16 protein-coding genes, 2 pseudogenes and 1 other annotated feature are annotated in these 19,926 nt (G+C 42.0%); of the genes and pseudogenes, 5 read left to right on the top strand and 13 right to left on the bottom strand.

Annotation, left to right across the window (positions count from 1 at the left end; translation table 11 throughout):
• Window positions 1–30: 30 nt before the first annotated feature.
• The 3 genes and pseudogenes from DW793_RS00090 to DW793_RS00080 all read left to right on the top strand — a co-directional run bounded on the left by DW793_RS00090 (window position 31) and on the right by DW793_RS00080 (window position 3,057).
• Window positions 31–393, top strand: coding sequence for a biotin/lipoyl-containing protein (locus tag DW793_RS00090; protein WP_118156720.1), 363 nt, complete (start codon window positions 31–33; stop codon window positions 391–393).
• A 37-nt stretch (window positions 394–430) separates the two neighbouring features.
• Window positions 431–1,828: an oxaloacetate decarboxylase subunit alpha gene (locus tag DW793_RS00085; protein ID WP_118156719.1), complete on the top strand. Its 1,398-nt coding sequence runs from the start codon at window positions 431–433 to the stop codon at window positions 1,826–1,828.
• Window positions 1,829–1,936: 108 nt separating this feature from the next.
• Window positions 1,937–3,057, top strand: a pseudogene (locus tag DW793_RS00080) (DUF4317 domain-containing protein).
• 37 nt (window positions 3,058–3,094) lie between these two features.
• Here DW793_RS00080 and yfcE read toward each other — a convergent pair.
• The 3 genes from yfcE to DW793_RS00065 are packed head-to-tail and all read right to left on the bottom strand — an operon-like array spanning window position 3,095 to window position 5,819.
• Window positions 3,095–3,610 carry a phosphodiesterase gene (gene yfcE / locus DW793_RS00075; RefSeq protein ID WP_118156718.1) on the bottom strand — a complete coding sequence of 172 codons (516 nt, stop codon included), beginning with the start codon at window positions 3,608–3,610 and terminating at the stop codon, window positions 3,095–3,097.
• A gap of 13 nt (window positions 3,611–3,623) precedes the next feature.
• Window positions 3,624–4,811, bottom strand: coding sequence for a PIN domain-containing protein (locus tag DW793_RS00070; protein ID WP_118156717.1), 1,188 nt, complete (start codon window positions 4,809–4,811; stop codon window positions 3,624–3,626).
• A gap of 6 nt (window positions 4,812–4,817) precedes the next feature.
• A complete protein-coding gene (locus DW793_RS00065) occupies window positions 4,818–5,819 on the bottom strand; it encodes an SGNH/GDSL hydrolase family protein (protein WP_118156716.1) in 1,002 nt (333 codons plus the stop codon).
• 165 nt (window positions 5,820–5,984) lie between these two features.
• Between DW793_RS00065 and DW793_RS00060 the strand changes: the two genes are divergently transcribed.
• Window positions 5,985–6,815: a helix-turn-helix domain-containing protein gene (locus DW793_RS00060; RefSeq protein ID WP_022288416.1), complete on the top strand. Its 831-nt coding sequence runs from the start codon at window positions 5,985–5,987 to the stop codon at window positions 6,813–6,815.
• A 41-nt stretch (window positions 6,816–6,856) separates the two neighbouring features.
• Here DW793_RS00060 and mnmA read toward each other — a convergent pair whose 3' ends face one another.
• The 3 genes from mnmA to rnhA form a co-directional block, all read right to left on the bottom strand.
• Window positions 6,857–8,350: a tRNA 2-thiouridine(34) synthase MnmA gene (gene mnmA, locus DW793_RS00055; RefSeq protein WP_118156715.1), complete on the bottom strand. Its 1,494-nt coding sequence runs from the start codon at window positions 8,348–8,350 to the stop codon at window positions 6,857–6,859.
• Between the two features lie 12 nt (window positions 8,351–8,362).
• Window positions 8,363–9,568 carry a cysteine desulfurase NifS gene (nifS, locus tag DW793_RS00050; protein WP_118156714.1) on the bottom strand — a complete coding sequence of 402 codons (1,206 nt, stop codon included), beginning with the start codon at window positions 9,566–9,568 and terminating at the stop codon, window positions 8,363–8,365.
• Window positions 9,569–9,674: 106 nt separating this feature from the next.
• On the bottom strand, window positions 9,675–10,112 hold the full coding sequence (rnhA, locus tag DW793_RS00045) for a ribonuclease HI (protein WP_022288420.1): 438 nt from the start codon (window positions 10,110–10,112) through the stop codon (window positions 9,675–9,677).
• Window positions 10,113–10,361: 249 nt separating this feature from the next.
• Between rnhA and DW793_RS00040 the strand changes: the two genes are divergently transcribed.
• Entirely contained in the window at window positions 10,362–11,777 is a 1,416-nt protein-coding gene (locus tag DW793_RS00040; RefSeq protein ID WP_117927367.1) for an ABC transporter substrate-binding protein, read from the top strand.
• Window positions 11,778–11,869: 92 nt separating this feature from the next.
• Here the strand turns inward: DW793_RS00040 and trpA are convergent, their stop codons facing one another.
• The 7 genes and pseudogenes from trpA to trpE all read right to left on the bottom strand — a co-directional run bounded on the left by trpA (window position 11,870) and on the right by trpE (window position 19,477).
• Window positions 11,870–12,661 carry a tryptophan synthase subunit alpha gene (trpA, locus tag DW793_RS00035; protein ID WP_118156713.1) on the bottom strand — a complete coding sequence of 264 codons (792 nt, stop codon included), beginning with the start codon at window positions 12,659–12,661 and terminating at the stop codon, window positions 11,870–11,872.
• A complete protein-coding gene (trpB, locus tag DW793_RS00030; RefSeq protein ID WP_118156712.1) occupies window positions 12,651–13,841 on the bottom strand; it encodes a tryptophan synthase subunit beta in 1,191 nt (396 codons plus the stop codon). The genes trpA and trpB overlap by 11 nt, the downstream gene beginning before the upstream one ends.
• Window positions 13,842–14,474 (bottom strand): phosphoribosylanthranilate isomerase, encoded by a 633-nt coding sequence (locus DW793_RS00025; protein WP_118156711.1) that lies wholly within the window; start codon window positions 14,472–14,474, stop codon window positions 13,842–13,844.
• On the bottom strand, window positions 14,475–15,254 hold the full coding sequence (trpC, locus tag DW793_RS00020) for an indole-3-glycerol phosphate synthase TrpC (protein WP_118156710.1): 780 nt from the start codon (window positions 15,252–15,254) through the stop codon (window positions 14,475–14,477).
• Window positions 15,255–15,257: 3 nt separating this feature from the next.
• A complete protein-coding gene (locus tag DW793_RS00015) occupies window positions 15,258–16,895 on the bottom strand; it encodes a bifunctional anthranilate synthase component II/anthranilate phosphoribosyltransferase (RefSeq protein ID WP_118156709.1) in 1,638 nt (545 codons plus the stop codon).
• Window positions 16,896–16,907: 12 nt separating this feature from the next.
• Window positions 16,908–17,982 (bottom strand): annotated as a pseudogene (gene trpS / locus DW793_RS00010) (tryptophan--tRNA ligase).
• 19 nt (window positions 17,983–18,001) lie between these two features.
• The gene (trpE, locus tag DW793_RS00005) at window positions 18,002–19,477 is read right to left on the bottom strand and encodes an anthranilate synthase component I (RefSeq protein ID WP_118156708.1); all 1,476 of its coding nucleotides are present in this window, start codon (window positions 19,475–19,477) and stop codon (window positions 18,002–18,004) included.
• 75 nt (window positions 19,478–19,552) lie between these two features.
• Window positions 19,553–19,805 (bottom strand) — a binding site (T-box leader).
• Between the last annotated feature and the right edge of the window lie 121 nt (window positions 19,806–19,926).

The raw sequence follows: 19,926 nt of genomic DNA, 5'->3' as shown, positions 1-19,926 counted from the left end.
TCAAATTAAAAAGATTGGTGGTTTTTTAAGATGAAAAGATATAATATTACAGTAAACGGAAAAGCTTATGACGTTGCAGTTGAAGAAGTCGGCGGAAGTGCCGCTGCTGCTCCTGTAGCCGCTACCCCTGTTGCAGCCGCTCCTGCTGCTCCAGCTCCAGCCGCAGCACCTGTTGCAGATGGCACAAAGGTAACAGCTCCAATGCCTGGTACTATCCTTGACATCAAGGTAGCTGTGGGCGACACTGTTAAGTCAGGTCAGGCTATTTGCGTACTGGAAGCTATGAAAATGGAAAATGACGTAAACGCTCCTTGCGACGGTAAGGTACTGAGCGTTAATACAACTAAGGGCTCTGCTGTTGAGACTGGTGCAGTTCTTGCTGTTATCGGCTAATAACATTCCTGAAAAATAACGAAAGGATCGATTTAAAATGGCAAAGCTTAAAATAACTGAAACTGTCCTCCGTGACGCTCATCAGTCACTTCTTGCTACAAGAATGTCAATGGACGATATGCGTGAGATACTCCCTGAAATCGACAAGATCGGTTTTTATTCTGCTGAGTGTTGGGGCGGTGCTACATTTGACTCATGTATCAGATTCTTAAATGAAGATCCATGGGAAAGACTTCGTATACTTAGAAAAGAAATGCCTAACACAAAGCTCCAGATGCTTTTCAGAGGTCAGAATATGCTTGGCTACCGTCACTATGCTGATGACCTTGTTGAATATTTTGTACAGAAGTCTATTGCAAATGGTATTGATATCATCAGAATTTTTGACGCACTGAACGATATCAGAAACCTTGAAACAGCTATCAAGGCTGCTAAGAAGGAAAATGGTCACGCTCAGGTTGCTATCTCGTACACACTTGGCGAGGTATTTACTCATGAGTATTACATGAACTATGCAAAGCAGATTGAGAATGCAGGTGCAGATTCTATCTGTATCAAGGATATGGCGGCTCTTCTGACTCCATATGAGGCTGAAACACTTGTTAAGGATCTCAAGTCAGCAGTTAAGATCCCGATCCAGTTGCATACTCACTACACATCAGGTCTTGCTTCCATGTGTATCCTTAAGGCTGTTGAGGCTGGTGTTGACGGCGTTGATACTGCAATGTCACCACTTGCTCTTGGTACATCTCATGCGCCAACTGAGTCTATAGTTGCTACATTCAAGGGCACTGAGTATGACACAGGTCTTGACCTTGTTAAGCTTAACGTGATAAGAGATTACTTCATGAAACTCAGAAAGAAGTACATCGACAACGGTCTGCTTGACCCTTCAATGCTCGCTACAAATACAAACGCACTTCTTTATCAGGTTCCTGGCGGAATGCTTTCAAACCTCCTTTCACAGCTGAAACAGGCCGGCAAGGCAGATCAGCTTGACGACGTTCTCAAGGAAGTTCCAAAGGTTCGTAAGGACGCAGGTTACCCACCACTGGTTACACCTACATCACAGATCGTTGGTACACAGGCTGTGTTCAACGTAATCATGGGCGAGAGATACAAGACAGTAACTAAGGAGTTCAAGGGACTTGTTAAGGGCGAGTACGGTAAGACACCAGTTGCTATCGACCCAGAGTTCCAGAAGAAGATTCTTGGCGACGAAGAGCCTATCACTTGCCGTCCTGCTGACCTTCTCCAGCCAGAGTTTGAAACAATGAAGAAAGAGGCTGCTGAGTGGACAGAGCAGGAGGAAGATATCCTCACATATGCAATGTTCCCTAAGGTTGCACCTAAGTTCTTCAAGGATAGACGTGATAGAAAATACGGCGTTGACGGTAAGCACTCAGACGCTGAAAATAGGGTTCACCCAGTTTAATAACAATCATCCCACAGTTTCGGCTGTGGGATTTTTTTGTCTGTGGCTCTTGAAAAATCTGTACATTTGTGCTATAATTAATATACATTTTTTCGGGAGGACGCCAAGATGAACAAAAAGGAAATAAATGAAATTAAGAAGAATTTCAGCGATGACTGTGGCTTTTTCACCGTGAACCACGTTGTTACCGCATTTGTGGACGCTGAAAAGAACATAAAGTGCAAGACCAATCAGCTTTACAACACTATTCCGCAGGACGAGGCGGAGCTGATAATGATAAACCTGAAAAAGGTACTCAGCGTTCTATCGGTAAAAATCTGCTGGAATATTCGTTTCCAAAGGACGCATATCTTGAGGGTGGCGCACAGCCTTTCATGTATGAAACATTGCAAAGCAAGCTTCTTGACGAAGAAAAGGTTGATAATTTTCTCAACGCCATAGTTGAAAAGGTGGAGTATGTGTCTACATATACCATTTTTGCGGCACACTGTACATATTCCGTGCTGAGGAAGAACAAAATGGACGAGTTTGAGGACGAAGCTGACACAGATTACAATTTCATCATCACGGCACTTTGCCCTGTAAACCTGCGTATTGACGGGCTTGTGTATGACGAGCAGGACAACTCTATTGCTAAGAAAGAGTCATGCGACAGAATTGTTGAGCTTCCAAGCGATGGCTTTTTGTTTCCTATTTTCAATGATCGTGCACCTGATATCAACGGAGTGCTTTACTACACGAAAAATGCAAAAAAGCCGAACACTTCCGTTGTTGAGGAGCTTTTGGGCTGCGAGTTCTCAATGACCTGTCAGAACGAAAAGGAAACTTTCAAGGATATTCTCACAAGCGTTGTGGGTGATGAGCTTGACTATGATCTTATCACTACTGTGAATGACAAGATTTCCACATTTGTTGACCAAAATGCTCATGAAACTGAGATACCGACAATTGACGAACATAAACTTTCGTCCATTCTGTGGGAAGCTGGAGTTAGTCAGGATAAGCTTGATAATCTTCCTAAAGTTTTTGACGCTGCGGCTGGCGGAAAGCCACTCACAGCGGTAAACCTTGTGGAGAAAAGGACCATAGTTTCTGCTCCAAGCATAACCGTAAATATTGGCAAGGACGCAGTTGACAAGGTAAAAACTCAGATAGTCGATGGCAGAAAATGCCTTATAATCAATCTTGATGACCCTGAGATAGAGGTCAACGGACTGAAACTACAATAAAATAAGCACAAAAAAAGCAGCCTTGAGCTGCCTTTTTTTATGTGAGATCACCGAATGTGAACTTGCCGTCTTCCAGTATGAGATAGCTGTGTGCTGAATTTTCTTTCGGTATGGAAACAGAACCGGGGTTTATATAGGTGTAATCGATGCAGTCTTTGATAACAGGTACATGGGTGTGACCGTGGAGCAGAATATCGCCCTTAGACAGCGGTGGCAGATTGTCGCAGTTGAATTTGTGACCATGTGTGGCGAATATCCTCAGTCCGTCACAGCATATATAAGCATATTCCGCCATAACAGGGAAGTCAAGCACCATTTGATCGACTTCTGTGTCACAATTACCACGCACGCACAGAAGCTTGTCTTTTAGCGGATTGAGCATGGCTATCACCTGCTTTGGTGCATATTCCTTTGGAAGGTCGTTTCTTGGTCCGTGATAGAGGATATCACCCAAAAGAATTAGTTTTTCCGCACCGTTTTGCTCAAAGGCTTCAAGCATTTTTTTGCACCAGTAAGCCGAACCATGAATGTCTGACGCTATCATAAGTTTCATTTTTTACACTCCTTTATTTTATGTTCTCAGATGCAAGCTTATGCAAAGACACATACTCTGGCTTTATTTTGTTATATATATCGCAGCCTTTTTCCTTTTTGAACTCTTTTACCATTCTGATATAAAGCTGCTGTTTTGTTGTGGCGTCAATGACTGCTTCTCTTATAAGCGCCAGTTCGTCTTTGTTGCATTTGCCGTCGAGTAGCTCATCAAGTTTTACGGATAGTACATCATGGTAAACAACCTTTTCAGTTTTCTGAGCCGTCATCGTTTTATCTTCATCAGCGGTGGATGTATTTTCGGATTCCTGTAGTCCTTTAAGTCGCAGATATCTTGGCCTGAGAAGCTTGTAAAAATCTGTGGCCTGCTTTTTATATACCTTTGCAAGAGAGTTGTGAAGCTCCTCTTTTGTGTTAGACTCAGCTATAAGCTTGCTGATCTCTTCTATTTGCTCTTCGCTGCAAATGTTTGCAAGTATGCTTTGGAGATCGTTGTTTTTTTGTGTGGTACACTTTTTTCTACCCTTTTTCACTTTGACGATAGTTTCAACAACAGGATCACTTTCTACTTTGACAATATCAGGTGCACAGGCTTCTGGTTCTTCTTCGACCTCTTCTGTATTACCATTCATATTTTCGTTTAGTGTAACAGAATAATCTATAGCCGCAGGCTCAGGGTTTGGCTCATCAGCTTCGTCAAGAGTTATCTCTGACTCTGTCTTAATTTCTGCTGTTTCTTGTATTTCCTCTTCTTTTTCGACTATATGTTTAGTCGATTCTTCATCTTCATTGTTTTCGGTCGGATTAACCTTATGATTAGCAAAATTAATAGCGGTTTGTATTGTCCTGGTTCTGTAGACCATTGCATTTGGGCTGTCAACATACTTACCGTGCCAGAAATCATGAAGAAAGTCAAAACCTCTGTCATTGCTGATAACAAAAATATTCGTATAAGTATCCTTGGCTACCAGATAACCCAGAAGTGTTGAAAGCTGAAAATCCAGGGCATTTTTGCCACCAACGTTTACCTTGAAGTATTCAATATCAGCCTTTGATGTAAGAACTTTCTGGTGCATTTCGAAGTTAATGGTATCGGAATTTTCACTGTAAAAAATTATGACGGTATCAGTTTCAGTTAAATTGTCTATGCCTTGAAGTCCTTTGGATTTGACATTTTCAAAGTCTACCAAATAAATTTTCATGTTGATCTATCCTTTCTTTTTGTGTCGTATAAGTGTCGTGGCAGCAATAATCACAATTAGTCCCCCTGCCGCAGTTGCTGTCATAAGTATGGCATTTTTGCCTTTTTCATCGTTCTTGCTGCTGTCAGGAACGACCTCCTCATAGGTATAAGTTTTTGTCCTTAACACCTTGTCTATACAAGAAGCAATAAGTGCATGACCTTTTTTATTAGGGTGTATATCAAAGTCATTTATGTTGGTCAGTTCCTTTCCATGACCGCTGAATTCACTAAAAACATCTGCCACTATGTATCTCTCATTTTCATTTTCTTCAGTGGAGTGTTCTTTGATAATGTTGTTAAGTTTTGAAATTTTATCCTTCGATATACTCTGGAAAACAGCAGCCGCAGTGAAGTTATCAAGCGGGTCATATAGTGTCTGAACGATTATTTCACCATTACTTTTAGCTTCAACAGCGTTAATTATATCATCTAGAGTGCTCGTAAAATTTTTCAGCGCCTTATCCATATCATCAGACATATCCTTCATATCCATTGCAATGCCAATAATATCCTTGGTTTTATCCATCAAATCAGACATTGTGCTTTTAGAAGTAATGCCCAGATCGTTCATCAAAAAATCTATGAAAAGACCAAGAATGTCATTGCCACCTATTGATATAATAACAGCGTCGCTGTCTGCAAGGTCAGCGTCAAATTCGCCTGAATTAATGCGGTCAAGAAGCTGTTGTGAAGTGTCGCCCACAACAGCAGAGTTCACAAGCTTACAGCCGCCAGCGTCTTTAAGCTCAGCGTCATACTGGTCGTGAAGAAGATTTGCATAAGACGCACAAGAATATCTGTTTTCACTGTAGCCTTCCAGACCATAGCCAGCGGCGATTGAATCTCCAAGCACAAGTATATTAGGCGGAACATTTACTTCATGCTTTATAACTTCAGCGTTACAGGCAAGGGGTGTGGCACATGCCATAACAGTTGCCGTGAAAAAAGCCGTTAATTGTTTTAACATCTTATCATCTCCTATATGAGTATATTAACCTTATTATATAATATATTGTACCACATTCAGGACAATTGTACAACATATTTTTTTTGAAATTTCTTGACTTTTTTAGTGTGTTGTGATAATATATAATAAAAGAATATGAAATCAGTTTGGAAAGCGAGATTTATTATGACTGACTATTATTACCCTGTCCTCAGCGATGAAACGAGCCTGCCTTTGTATGTGCTTGGAATCGGTGCGAGAGATAGAGAATTTCATTTTGTAAGAGAAGATGGCTATCCTAATCATCAGATAATATACTGCACTCGTGGTCAGGGTCACATTATATTTGATGGTCATGAGTATGATATAAAGCCGGGGGACGCATTTTATCTGCCGCCTTCTGTGCCGCATGAGTATTATCCTGTTGGTGATATATGGGAAACCCACTGGATAACCTTTGAGGGCAGGGAAGCAATTGAAATGCTCAAGCATATCAAGCTTGAGAAGGCTAAAGTGTTTCACATAAATGATATCAATGCTGTTGATGCCATATTTAAGAAGATACTTTACCTTATGAAGACTAATTACTACTACTGTGGTCACCAGTGTTCGGCATATCTATATCAGTTTCTTATTGAGCTGCACAGAGTCGTAAACCTACAAAATGGTAGTCAGGACGGACAAAAACTCAATCAGCTGCAGCCTGTAATTGATTATATTGATAAGAATTTCAGAAAAGAACTTACACTTGTGGAGCTTGCTGATCTTATTGACCTTTCACCGCAGTATCTTTGCAGACTTTTCAAGGAGTGTCTTAGTCTAAGACCTTTTGAGTATCTAGCAAGAAAGCGCATACAGCAGGCAAAGCTGCTTTTATTGGAGGATAAGCTTAACATCAATGAAATCGCTGCGGAGGTAGGTTATAACGATTGCAGTTATTTTTGTGCGGTGTTCAAAAAGCATGAAATGCTTTCCCCTGCAGAATTTCGTTCTCTTCATAAAAAAGCAGGTAATTAAAAACATGATGCCCCACGGAAATGGATTCCGTGGGGCTTTTTTTATAATATAGTTCCGCCTCCGATAACGTATTCACCGTCATAGAAAACCACTGCCTGTCCCTTTGAGATAGCTTTATGAGGTTCTTTAAAAGTCACGAGTACCTTGCCATCATTCATTGGTGAAACTGTACATTCAGCGTCCTTTTGATGATAACGTGTCTGAGCAGTGCAGGTTATAGGCTCTGTGAGGGTGTCAAACGGAATAAAGTTCACATCTCCTGCCACAAGGCTGTCACTGTATACTTCATCAGCCTTGCCCATAATAAGCCTGTTATGCTCCATATCTTTTGTAACAACGAAAAGCGGTTCGCTATATGAAATGCCTACGCCCTTTCGCTGTCCAATAGTATAGTGTATCAGACCTTTGTGTTTACCAAGCTTTGTGCCGTCAGAAAGAACGATATCTCCCGACTGCTGTTCACCGCAGCGTTTTGTGATAAAGCCTGCGTAATCACCGTCAGGGATAAAACAGATGTCCTGAGAGTCAGGCTTGTCTGCATTTATAAGCTTGTTTTCTTCTGCGATATCACGGATCTTGTCCTTGTGCATCTCGCCAACGGGGAAGAGAGTATGAGCAAGCTGTTCCTGCGTCATGCTGTAAAGCACATAACTTTGATCCTTTGACCTGTCAGGTGAGCGTTTCAGAAGCCACCTGCCTGAATTTCCGTCATATTCTCTGGCAGCGTAATGCCCTGTAGCTATATGGTCAAAGCCCAGCAGCTTTGCACGCTCATAGAATTTTGCGAATTTCAGATGTTTGTTGCACTCGATACACGGATTAGGCGTGCCGCCTGCCAGATATGTATCAACAAAATTGTCGATAACATAGTGCTTAAAATCATCAGAAAAATTGAATACATGGAAATCAATGCCTAGTTTAAAAGCAACAAAACGTGCGTCCTCTACATCATTGAGAGAACAGCACGTTCTTGTTTTATCCAGACCGATGTCCTCATTGCTGTAGAGCCGCATGGTAGCCCCTGCCACGTCATAACCCTCATCAAGAAGGAGCTTGACCGAAACAGAGCTGTCAACGCCGCCGCTCATTGCCACAAGAACTCTATCAGCATTGCAGTTCTCACAATCAGGAGCAGACTGCTTGCCTACGAACGGAGTTGGATCGATACCCTGTCTTTTATAGTAGTCAGAAACAGCGGCTTTCATTGCTTCCTCCGCAAGAACAGAGCAGTGAAGCTTTGCTGGTGGAAGACCGTCAAGAGCTTCAACAACTGCCTTGTTTGTAAGTTTCAAAGCGTCTTCAAGCTTTTTACCCTTTATCATTTCTGTAGCGATAGAAGATGTAGCAACAGCCGCACCACAACCAAAAGTCTTGAACTTAACGTCAGTTATAACGCCGTCATTGACCTTGATGTACATTTTCATAATATCTCCGCACTTAGCGTTTCCTACCTCGCCGACACCGTCAGCATCTTCAATCTCGCCGACATTTCTCGGATGTGCGAAATGATCCATTACCTTTTCGCTGTATATCATTTTTTATTCCTCCTAATCAAGTGTATAGTCGTGAATATTCTCAGTTCTGCAAATTCTTTCCCAAAGTGGTGACATACTTCTCAGGTGCTTTACGATAGGTGGAAGAACCTCAAGAATATAATCAACATCTTCCTCTGTGTTCTCGTCATTGATAGAAAGTCTGAGTGAGCCATGTGCTACTTCGTGTGGCAGACCAAGTGAAAGCAGAACGTGTGACGGGTCAAGTGATCCGCTTGTGCAGGCTGAGCCTGATGAAGCAGCAACTCCCTTAAGGTCAAGTGAAAGCAGCAGGCTCTCGCCTTCTACTCCGCGAACAGATATGTTTACATTTCCTGCAAGTCTGTGTTCTGTGTCACCATTAAGCCTTGACTCAGGTATCTTGAGCAGACCCTCGATAAGTCTATCTCTCATTTTTCTCACACGCTCGTTCTTTGCAGGGATATCCTTTACAGCATCAGTGATAGCAACGCCGAGAGCCACGATAGAAGGTACGTTCTCGGTACCTGCACGCTTATTTCTCTCCTGTGCTCCACCGTAGATAAGGTTAGGAAGGTTAATGCCTGTTTTTACATAAAGCGCGCCAACACCCTTTGGAGCGTGGAGCTTATGTCCTGAAAGTGAGAGCATATCAATGTTCATATCTTTAACATTGATGTCAATATTTCCTACAGCCTGAACAGCGTCAGTATGGAACCATACGCCATGCTTGTGGCAAACTTCGCCGATCTCAGCGATAGGCTGTATAGTACCGATCTCGTTGTTAGCTGTCATTATTGTAACGAGGCAGGTATCATCACGGATAGCATCCTCGACCTGTTGTGCAGTAACAAGACCCTTGTCACCTACAGGAAGATATGTTACCTCAAAGCCAAGCTTTTCAAGATACTGACAAGTGTGCAGAACTGCATGATGTTCAAAAGCAGTTGTGATGATATGCTTCTTGCCCTTTTTTTCTCCAAGCTGTGCACAGCCTCTTATAGCCCAGTTGTCAGACTCAGAGCCACCAGCAGTGAAATAGATCTCGTTGACCTTCGCACCAAGAGCGTTTGCGACCTGTTCTCTTGCTTTAAGAACGGCTTTTGCGCATTCCATTCCCAAAGAATATATACTTGACGGATTTCCGTATAGCTCAGTGAAATAAGGCAGAGCGGCGTCAAGAGCTTTCTGAGATACTCTAGTCGTAGCTGAGTTATCTGCATAGACAAATCTCTTTTCCAATTAAATCATACCTTTCATATATAGATTTCTATTTTATTATATACTGAATTACTACAAAATGCAATAGTTTTCCCTAACTTAATAAAAAATTAATATTTATTTAATTCTATTTATACTGTTTAGAGCCCATTACTGCAAGTTCGTCACAACGTTCGTTTTCCGGATGTCCTGCATGGCCTTTTACCCAGTTGAAATTGACCTTATGCACCTCCAGCAGATCAAGAAGCTTTTCCCACAGATCACTGTTTAGAGCCTTTTTCTTGTCCGATTTCACCCAGTTGTTTGCACGCCATTTTTTTGCCCAGCCTTTTGTAACAGCGTCGATTATATACTTCGAGTCGCTGTAAAGCTCTACCTCACATGGCTCTTTCAGTGCTGAAAGAGCAGTGATAACAGCGGTTAGCTCCATGCGGTTATTGGTTGTAGAGGGATCACCGCCCCAAAGTTCTTTTGAATTGCCTTTATATCTTAGTATAACACCATATCCACCCGGTCCAGGATTTCCAGAGCAAGCACCGTCAGTGAAAATTTCTATTTTCTTCATTTATTTATCTCCGTTTTTGTGATGATTATTATGCAAAACATATTATACTACATTTCTCTCTTTTTTTCAAGTACCTCTCAAGGTTTAATATTTTAATATTTATTACTTTTGAAATGTTCAAATTATACAAATGGCTCGAATGTCTTTGTATAAAATGAGAATTGACTTAAAGGATATTAAGCTTTATAATTGTAGTGTAACATTGGTTGTTAAGACAGAAAATCATTTGATTTGGAGGTCAATTATTTTATGAAGATCAAGAAGATTCTTGCATTGGCAGTAGCGCTTACATCTGTTTTTGCAGTTGCAGGTTGCGGCTCCACAGGCGACAGCAGTTCAAAGGTATCAACAGTAAAGAAAGTTAAGGTCGAGGACACACAGGAAATAGAGACTATCCCTGACGATGCTCAGAAAACTATCCGTTGGATGGGTACATATGACCTTAATCCTAACGAGAAAAAGGGCGAGGATAAGTCCGTTGAGATGACCCTTTTCAACAACAAGGGTGGCAAAGTAGAGTACACAAGAGTAACTGACAGCGAAAAATTTGACCAGCTCGCCAGTGCTATCATGGCTCAGCAGAATGTTCCTGATATTTTCAAGTATGAGTGGATGGCTTTCCCTGCACAGGTGCTTAAGGATATGTATCAGCCTGTTGACGATATTGTGAACTTTGACGATCCGCTGTGGGCTGATGTGAAAACAACTGCTGACAAGTTCGTTATGGGCGGCAAGCATTATGTTGCTCCTATAAGCTTCACAGTCGGCACACTTATGATGTACGATCAGGACGTTATCGACGCTGAGGGTCTTGATGATCCATATGAGCTATATCAGAATGGTGAGTGGAATTGGGATAACTGGTATGACATGATGTCGGAGTTTGTTTCAAATGCTCCTGCTGATGTTGAGAGATTTGGTATCAATGGTTGGTTCCAGACACAGGTCATTCAGCAGACCGGTAAAACAATGGTAAACTATGACGGAGAGAAGTTCACAAACAATATAAATGACCCTGATATCGAAAGAGCAGAAGATCTGCTTTATCAGGTAGGTAAGAACAACCTTGTAAACGGCAACTGGCTTGGCAATGCTAAGCAGGCGCTTAAAGACGGCAATCTGCTGTTCTACTGCATGGGTACATGGGCTATGACAGGCAATAACGGACCTTCTGACGCTGACACTTGGAGGGTGGTCCCTGTTCCGTCTGATCCTAACACTGATGAAAAGTACATGACATCTGATATGACAGCATATATGTGGGTAAGAGGTTCAACAGCTAAAGAAGCTGTAAAGTGCTGGTATGAGTGTTGCAGAATGGCTAACACAGATGAAACATATAAGGAAAACGGCAAGGAGAAATTCCTCAACGCTAACCCTAACTGGACAGAGGATATGTATCAGGTGATCGTTGACTGCTCATCTTCTGAGTACAATCAGGTGTTTGACTACGGCTACGGAATTTCTTCCACAATGTCTGACGACAATGCAAACGAAGACGGCAACTGCGTAACAAGAAAGCTTTATGAATACACAAATAAGGCTGACGAAAACGGCAAACAGTTCTCATGGACAGAGCTGAGAGAATCATACTCTGCAACTGTTGACGCTGAGCTTAAGACTATCAATGATGCTGTTGTTGCATTCAATAAGAAAAATTCATAAGAATACTTTACAAGACTTCGATTTTATCGGGGTCTTGTTTTTGCATAAAAATATGGCTCTGAGTTTTTGCTCAGAGCCTTGCTTTGTTATATTTAGCTGTCCATTCCCTCACGAACGGATTTGATAAACTTGCCAACATATTCAGGAGCGTCTTTGCCGTGTTCCTCAACTATCTTGACAACAGCACTTCCCATGATAACGCCGTCAGCGTACTGGGACATTTTCTTTGCCTGCTCAGGATTTGAAATTCCGAAACCAATACAGCAAGGACAGTGATCGTTGTTTCGGATAGGTGCAAGCAGCTCGTTGAAATCAGTGGTTATCTCTGAACGCATACCAGTAACGCCAAGGGAGGATACAACATACAAAAAGCCTTTTGACTTTTCTGCTATCATTTTTACACGCTCGTGTGAAGTCGGTGCAACGAGGAAGATAGTGTAGATACCATTTTTCTCAGCTTCGCTCTGAAGCTCTTCACGCTCCTCAAAAGGCATATCTGGAACGATAACGCCGTCTATCTGAGTTTCTTTGCAAAGCTCAAAGAATTTCGCTGTTCCGTACTTGAATATAGTGTTTATATACATCATCAGAAGCATAGGCTTGTCAGTCTGTGTGCGGAGTTTTCTTACAAGGTCAAATATCTTGTCAAGATTCGTTCCGCCACTGAGTGAACGCAGGGAAGCTTTCTGAATAGTCGCACCCTCTGCGATAGGGTCTGAGAATGGCACGCCTATCTCGATAATGTCAGAGCCGTTCTTGTACATTTCAAGAACGCACTTTTCTGTTGTATCCATATCAGGGTCGCCTGCGGTGATAAATGTCACAAGTGCCTTTTTGTTTTCTGCTTTAAGCTTTTCAAAGCAAGCGTCTATCCTATTCTTCATTAAGGTCTACCTCCCTGTATCTTGCTATTGAGTAAACGTCCTTGTCGCCTCTGCCTGAAAGGTTGATGACAAGTATTGAGTCCTTATCCATTGTAGGAGCAATCTTAAGCGCAGCGGCAACTGCGTGTGATGACTCGATAGCAGGGATTATACCCTCTGTTCTTGAAAGGTACTCAAAAGCACAAACTGCTTCTTCATCGGTTATGTCAACATACTGCGCTCTGCCTATAGAGTTAAGATATGCGTGCTCAGGTCCGATACCTGGGTAGTCAAGACCTGCGGAAATTGAGTAAACAGGGTCGATCTGACCGTATTCGTTCTGCAAGAAAAGCGATTTCATGCCGTGGAATATACCAAGTGAACCTTTTGCAACTGTAGCCGCATGGTCAGGTGTGTCAATGCCTCTGCCTGCTGCTTCTGCACCAACAAGCTTGACTGACTTGTCTTCGATAAAGTTGTAGAATGCACCCATAGCATTTGAGCCGCCGCCTACACAGGCAACAACGCAATCAGGAAGCCTGCCCTCTTTTTCCATAAGTTGAGATTTTATTTCGGCACTGATAACTTTCTGAAAATCTCTAACCATTGTAGGGTAAGGGTGAGGTCCCATTACAGAGCCTATGCAGTAGAAAGTTGTGTCGATATTTGATACCCAATCTCTGAAAGCTTCATTGATAGCGTCTTTCAGTGTAGCAGTACCGCTTGCAACGCCTGTTACCTTTGCGCCAAGAAGATTCATTCTGTATACGTTAAGAGACTGCCTTTTCATATCGGTCTCGCCCATGTAGACCTCACATTCAAGACCCATAAGAGCGCAAACTGTAGCAGTGGCAACACCGTGCTGACCTGCACCGGTTTCGGCGATGATGCGCTTCTTGCCCATTTTCTTTGCCAGAAGTATCTGACCCAAAACGTTGTTTATCTTGTGTGAGCCTGTGTGGTTAAGATCCTCACGTTTGATGTATATTTTAGATCCGCCAAGATCTTTGGTCATCTTTTCTGCATAATAAAGCATTGACGGTCTGCCTGCATAATTGTGGTAAAGCTCCTGAAGCTCTTTGTTGAACTCAGGATCGTCCTTGTATTTATCGTAAGCTTTTTCAAGCTCGTGAACAGCAGTCATGACAGTTTCAGGAATATATTGTCCGCCAAATTCGCCAAATCGTCCAATTTTACTCATTTATATCCTTCTTTCAGTATTATTTCTGATAGTTTCAACTATCCTTTTTATCTTGTTTTCGTCCTTGAAGCCATCGGTTTCCACTGAACTTGAAAAGTCAACGCCATAAGGTTGTACCTTTTCCATAGCAGAGCAGATGTTATCCTCGTTCAGTCCACCTGCAAGGAAAAACGGCTTTGACATGTTTACCTGTGAAAATATATCAAGGTCAACACGCTTGCCTGTTCCGCCGTAGCTGCCTGCTGAAAAGCTGTCTATAAGCAGTTTGTGGACGGGAAGTGCGTCTGCTTTTGCAATATCATCAGCACATTTCACACGAACGGCTTTCCATATCTCACAGTCGCAGTTTTTACGGAGTTTGCTGATATACTCTGCGTTTTCTTCACCGTGAAGCTGGATAACATCAAGCTTCTGTGCAAAGCTTTCCAGAATATTCTCTATAGGCTCGTTTACAAAAACGCCCACTCGTTTGATTTCCTTATTAAGAAGAAGTTCAAGATCGTAGAATGTGTCAATGTCTACCGTGCGTTTAAAACCCTCCGACAGTATAAAGCCTGCATAATCAGGGTGGTATGTGTTCACATAAAGAATATCGTCCACACGGCGCATACCACATATCTTGATTTTTGTCATTTATACGCCCTCTCTCAGTTCATGGAGAGTTGTACCGATATTGCCGCTTCTCATAAGCGTTTCACCTATAAGCACAGCGTCTGCACCAAGGCTGCGTACCTTTTTCATATCGGCATTTATTTTTATACCGCTCTCTGAAACAAGCACTGCATGGTCGCCTACTATATTGCTGAGCCTGCCCGTGGTTTCAAGGTCAACGTCAAAAGTGTAAAGATTTCTGTTGTTTATGCCAAGCATATCAGGCTTAAAACCAAGCGTCTTTTTATACTCTTCCTCGTTGTGCACCTCTACAAGACATTCAAGCCCAAGCTCGTGAGCAATATCAGAATATTCTTTCATCTGACCCTCGCTGAGTATTGCCGAAATAAGCAGCACTGCATCAGCACCTAAGGCTCTTGCCTCGTAAAGCTGATATTCGTCGATAACGAAGTCCTTGCGGAGTATAGGCAGATTCACAGCCGCTCTAATTGCTTTGAGATATTCCCCGGAGCCTTGAAAATAGTGCTCTTCCGTCAGGCAGGAGATAGCATTCGCACCGCTTTTCTCATACTCGCAGGCGGTTTTCACAGGGTCAAAGTTAGGGCAGATAAGTCCCTTTGACGGAGAAGCTTTCTTGACCTCGCTTATGACTGAAAGGGTATCACGCTTGATAGATTTTGAAAAGGAAACTGTCTGATACTCCTTTTCGGCTGCCATGTATTTGATATCTTGTCTTGAAATTATTGATATATCTCTTTCAAGCTGTTCTTTTCTTTTGTCGCAGATATTGTCTAGTATCATTATTTATCCTCTGTTAGTAAGTTCAACAAGTTCCTCAAGCTTTTTAAGAGCCTTTCCGCTGTCTATCATTTCAGCTGCAGTCTTTACGCCCTCTTCGATGCTGTCGCATTTGCCGCAGATATAAAGTGCACAGCCTGAGTTGAGAAGAACAATATCTCTCTTTGCACCCTTTATAGTGCCCTCAAGTATACCTCTAGTGATAGCTGCGTTGCCCTTTCCGTCCTCGCCAACGATGTCAGCAAGCTTGCCTCTTTTCAGACCGAAGTCCTCAGGCTTTATCTCATACTTGATAAGCTTTCCGCCGTTTATCTCGCAGATAGTTGTAGGAGCTGATATAGAAACTTCGTCAAGTCTGTCGTTGCCGTAAACGAGCATTGCTCTCTTTATACCTAGGTTCATAAGAACCTTAGCCATTGGTTCAAGCAGATCAGGGTCATATGTTCCGAGTATCATGAAGTCTGCTTTTGCAGGATTTGCGAGAGGTCCGAGAATGTTGAAAACAGTTCTTACACCTATCTGCGCTCTTGTAGGTCCTACAAATCTCATTGCTGAGTGATATGACTGTGCAAACAGGAATGAAAGACCGATCTCGTCAAGGGACTTTTCAGCCTGCTCATGTGTTGACTGAATTTTAACTCCAAGAGCCTCGAGAACATCAGCCGCACCGCTCTTTGAAGAAACGCTTCTGTTGCCGTGCTTTGCGACTTTCTGTCCTGCTGCCGCAATTACGAATGAAGAGGTTGTGGAAATGTTGAAGCTGTTTGAAAGATCTCCACCTGTGCCAACTATATCAAGAGTACCCTTGACATTGACCTTTGACATTTTTTCTCTCATTACCTTTGCAAAGCCTGTTATCTCGTCAATAGTCTCACCTTTCATTCTCAGAGCTGTGAGCAGGCAAGCGATCTGAGCATTAGAAGCTCTGTCGCTCATGATGATATCCATTGCTTTATAAGCTTCGTCCTCAGTTAGTGACTTTCCATCGCATACTATTTTGAGATACTTTTTAAGCTCAACTCTTTCGCTGTCAGGAAGAGCTGCAGACTTTGTTTTTGTGGTCTTTATGCCTGCGATATCGTTCAGGAAATTTTCGATTATCATGTTTCCAACTTCGCCAGTGAGAACTGACTCAGGGTGGAACTGAACGCCGTAGGTCGGGTGTTCTCTGTGTCTTATTGCCATTATCTGAGCTTTATCGTCAGTTGCAATAACAGACAGGCAGGTAGGAAGTGAAATGCTGTCAACAACAAGTGAGTGATATCTTGCGGCTTTTATTGTGCTTTTCAGACCGCTGAAAAGTGGGTTTGCAGTGTTAAGATTTATATCTGTCTGCTTGCCGTGAAGCTGCTGCTTTGCGTGAACTATCTTTCCACCGAATGCTTCGGCTATCGCCTGGTGTCCTAGACAAACGCCAAGTATAGGGATCCTGCCACTGAATGTCTTTATGACCTCTTCGGAAATTCCTGCGTCCTTTGGATAACCAGGACCAGGGGAGATGATGATAGCCGCAGGTGACATTTTTTCGATCTCATCTATGGTTATCTCATCATTTCTTGCTACTGTTATGTCTTTTGTGAGTACGCCTACAGCCTGATAAAGATTGTAGGTAAAGCTGTCATAGTTGTCAATAAGTAAAATCATAGTAATCTTCCTTTACAGTACAAACTTATCAATGAAAGTTTTGTCGTTGAAGTAGTTTATGCCGATAGCATTCCTTATTTCTGAAACAGTTTCGTTTGAAACCTCTATTGCACGTTGTGTGCCTTTTTTAAGTATCTCTATGAGCTGCTCTTTGTCTTTCTCATATTCCTCACGTCTTGCTCTGATTGGTGCGAGAAATTCCTGCATAACGTTGTTAAGGAACTTCTTACATTTCATATCGCCAAGCGCCGCGCTCATAATGTTCTTTCATCTCTGCGAGGTTCTTATAGTCAGGGAAGTATTTAGCAAAATCTTCGTCCTTGCTGAATGCGTCAAGATAGATAAATACCGGATTGCCCTCTGTGTGACCAGGGTCGCTTACATTGATGTGCGTAGGGTCAGTGTACATTGACATTATCTTGTTTTTCAGCGTCTTTTCATCATCTTTAAGATAAATGCAGTTGCCAAGAGATTTGCTCATCTTTGTGTTGCCGTCTGTACCAACAAGTCTGTTGCAGCTTGCGTTGTCTGGGAGAACAGCCTCAGGCTCAACAAGTATATCGCACTTATAAATTCTGTTGAAGCTGTTTACTATCTCTCTTGCCTGTTCGAGCATTGGAAGCTGATCTTCTCCAACAGGAACATACTTAGCCTTGAATGCTGTGATGTCTGCTGCCTGGCTGATAGGATATGTCATAAAGCCAACAGGAAGGTTTCTTTCAAAATTTCTCATTTTTATCTCAGCCTTGATAGTAGGGTTTCTTTCAAGTCTTGACATTGTAACGAGGTTTGAATAGTACATTGGAAGCTCATAAAGTGCTGGGATATGTGACTGAACGAAGAATGTTGTTTTGTCAGGCTCAAGTCCTACCGCAAGATAGTCAAGCATTACCTCAAGAATGTTTTGTCTTATCTTCTCAGGATTGTCAGCGTTATCTGTAAGTGCCTGAAGATCGGCTATCATAACGAACTGATCAAATTTTCCTGTGTTTTGAAGTTCAACTCTTTTTCTGAGAGAACCTACATAATGGCCAAGATGAAGTGATCCAGTTGGTCTATCGCCTGTAAGAATAATATTATTGCTCATGTTATTAACTCCTTTTAAATTATAATTTGCTTGCTTCTTTTATTGCATTTATAACAGCCATTGCCTTGTTGCATGACTCCTGATATTCGTTCTCAGGAACTGAGTCTGCGACAACTCCGCCTCCTGCTTGGATATAAGCCTTGTTATTTTTGAAAAGCACTGTTCTTATAGCGATACAAGTATCCAGCGAACCGTCAAATGCAAGATAACCAACTGTTCCGCCATAAAGGCCTCTTTTTGTTGTTTCAAGCTCGTCGATTATCTCCATTGCTCTTACCTTCGGTGCGCCTGAAAGAGTGCCAGCAGGAAGAACTGCCATAAGTGCGTCAAGAGGTTTCTTATCTTCTCTCAGTGTACCCTTTACATTCGATACAAGGTGCATCACCTTTGAATATCTTTCAACTATCATCATGTCTGTAACAGTTACGGAGCCGAACTCAGAAACCTTTCCTATGTCGTTTCTTCCAAGGTCAACGAGCATTGTGTGTTCAGCTCTTTCCTTTGGATCGTTGAGAAGCTGTTGTTCATTGCGGATATCTTCGTCGTAGGTCGCTCCACGCTTGATAGTGCCTGCAATTGGTCTTGTTACTACTGTTCTGTTTTCTACTGATACAAGCATTTCAGGTGAAGCACCTGCAACAGCATAATCATTGTGCTTAAAGTAGTAAAGGTAAGGTGACGGATTAGTGGAGCGGAGCATTCTGTAAACGTCAAAGCTGTCAGGCGGATTGTCTATCTCAAATCTCTGTGACGGAACTATCTGGAAGATGTCGCCCTCTTTGATGTATTCCTTAGCCTTTTCAACGTTTGCGAGATAATGCTCCTTTGTGATGTTGGATTTTACTGTGATGTTGTCCTCCATTGTCTTTGGAGTTTTCATAACAGGCTTGTAATTTCTAAGAGTTTCAACTACTTCGTTGCATATCTTTTCACATTCTTTGTATTTAGTTTCAAGATCATCGCTCTTATTGATGTTGAGGATTATTACAGCCTTGTTTGAAAGGTGATCGTAAGCAACGATCTTTTCAAAAAGGTGCAGGTCAGCGTCAGGAAGCTTAAGATCGTCCTCAGGTGGGTTGCACAGTGTTTTCTCAAAGTATCTTATCATATCATAAGCGAAAAATCCTATTAGACCACCTGTGAGCTTTGGATAATTATTAAATCTCGGTGACTTGTGGCCTTCGATTATCTCAGAAAAGAAAGCGATAGGATCATCGACTTTTACGCTTTCATCAGCCTTGCCTTTCTCCTTAACAGTAACAACGTGCTTGTCAAGAATATACTCACATTTAGGATCAATGCCCACATATGAATATCTGCCCCACTGGTCCTTGTTGTCAACAGATTCAAGAATGAAACAATCATTATACGCCTCGTGCAGACAGTTAAAAAGCTGTATTGGCGTACATGAATCCATGAGAAGCTCATAGAATACAGGCACAGTCTTGTAGTTTTCAAAAAGTTCCTTTACTTGTTCAATAGCAGGGTACAGCATAAATATTCCTCCTAAATGCTTTTTTGTCGTAAAATTGACAATAAAAAAAGTTCTGTCATCACACATAACATCTAGTTATGGGACGATAGAACCGTGGTGCCACCCAATTTCCCGATAATAAATTATCGGCTCACAGATACGCATTCTGACTGGCAGAAATCAATATCCTGTCCTTTAACGCAGGAATCACGGCGAGTGATACTTGTAAAAACTTTCACACCGCTCCTCACAAATCCATTCATCTAAAGAAAATGTATCAGCTCACACCTACCGCTGACTCTCTGTGACCTTTTGCATCAAACTACTTACTTTTGCTCATAGGATTTATCGTATTAACTTTAGTCTTATTATATTCCTCTGTTTCTAAAATGTCAATATCAGAAAATGTAAATATTATTGCTATTATGTAAATATTATTTTACGATTTGGATTTATACCAAAATAAATAA

The sequence above is a fragment of the Ruminococcus sp. AM31-15AC genome, from assembly GCF_003462045.1.
Classification (GTDB): domain Bacteria; phylum Bacillota; class Clostridia; order Oscillospirales; family Ruminococcaceae; genus Hominimerdicola; species Hominimerdicola aceti.
Note: the sequence above shows the minus strand (reverse complement) of the source record. Positions and strands in the feature narration are given on the sequence as shown.